This is a genomic window from Polaribacter sp. IC066 (assembly GCF_007997085.1).
Lineage (GTDB): Bacteria > Bacteroidota > Bacteroidia > Flavobacteriales > Flavobacteriaceae > Polaribacter.
Genome location: NZ_VORR01000127.1, coordinates 1 through 1,557 on the forward strand (window position 1 = coordinate 1; position 1,557 = coordinate 1,557).

The 1,557-nt window shown below is 29.9% G+C and carries 1 protein-coding gene and 1 pseudogene; both read left to right on the top strand.

Features of this window, described 5'->3' with window-relative positions; translation table 11 throughout:
- Positions 1–734 (top strand): annotated as a pseudogene (locus ES044_RS18685) (T9SS type A sorting domain-containing protein); the annotation flags it as partial.
- Between the two features lie 199 nt (positions 735–933).
- A complete protein-coding gene (locus tag ES044_RS18205; RefSeq protein ID WP_147120771.1) occupies positions 934–1,464 on the top strand; it encodes a hypothetical protein in 531 nt (176 codons plus the stop codon).
- The last annotated feature ends 93 nt before the right edge of the window (positions 1,465–1,557 follow it).

Sequence of the window (1,557 nt, forward strand, 5' to 3'; positions counted from 1 at the left end):
TGGCCGCATTAAACCATAATCAAATAAGAACAGCTTTTTTTACGGATAATAATCTTGCTATTAATTTGCAACTATCAGATGGGGAAGCTGGGGTGAATACGCAAATATATTACCTTGAAGGAAAGACTGCAGGCTTAGATCCAGGTTTTGATATTGGTATTTTTGACGGAGTATCTTCTAATTTAAATATTTTTACTCGGTTAGTAGAGGATTACCAAGGCATAAATTTCGAAGTGCAATCTTTACCAAATAAAAACTATGCAGCGTTAATAATTCCTGTTGGTGTAAAAGTAGCAGCTGGTAAAGAAATTGTTTTTTCGGCAGAAGTATTGAATTTACCATCAGATATAAAAATATTTTTAGAAGACAAAGCAACCAAAAAATTTACGCGTCTAGACGAGCCAAATAGTGAATATCGCGTCATGCTATCGGAATCTTTGAATGGCGTTGGTCGTTTTTATCTGCATACATCTTCTAGTACTTTAGGAACTACAGATATTGCGTTATCAAATATTTCAGTGTATAGTTCTAATAAGAAAGTATACTTTTCTGGACTTTCAATAGGAAAAACAAACGTTATTATATACGATGTTTTAGGGAAAAAAGTGATAGAAAAAAATATTACAGAAACTACAAAATCGATATCAGTAGAGAATCTAATGATCGGAAATATTTATGTAGTAACGCTTTTGTCAGAAAAAGGGAAAGTAACCAGGAAAATATTGATTGAATAACAAATCGTTTTCTACTAATATTAGCACTAGACTGTCTAAAAATAACTAATTTTTAGACAGTTTTTTACATTGTGAAAAATCCAATTGGAATGATATTGTTATTGGTTACAACCGTTGTTTCCTTCTAAAAAAAATAATCAAAAAATTTACATCTACTGCAAAAGAACGCACTGTTTTTACAGAGGGTTTAGAGGATGTTGTGCTAGAAAATTCAAAGACAGATTTTATAGAAATCACATTATTTGCAGAAAACTCTAATGAGCAACATATTGATGTAAAACAAGAAAATAATGAAATTCAAATAGGGTTTCAATTAGATGAAGTTCAGGAAAAAGAAATTATTTTCAGAAAATTTATTACAAAAAGATTGCAGCGAGCAAATGCTATAATTAAAGTGCCAAAAGGAAAAAAAGTAACTATTATTGGTAAGGATATTGATGTTGAGTCAAAAGATTTTAAAAACCCTTTAGAAATATATATAGAAAATGGTATTGTAAAATTGAATACTATAAAAGCAACCACTGTTGTAAAATTATATTCAGGCAATGTATATGCAACCAGCAAAGGTTCAACGATTAAGGTCATTTCTAATCAAGGTAACATTAAAGTTGATGCCGTTTTTTATCAAAAAGAATACAAGAAAGAAGAAGTTTTAGCAACAAAAGAAATTTGGCTCTTCGCTAAAAACAATGGATTTGTTAAAAATGATTACATTTCAGGATGGAATTAAACGGTTTATCAGACTTATTAGGAATTAGTAACCCCTGGGTTTTAATGGATATTAAGACTCAACCCAAGAATAAAGTTATAGATGTATTTATCG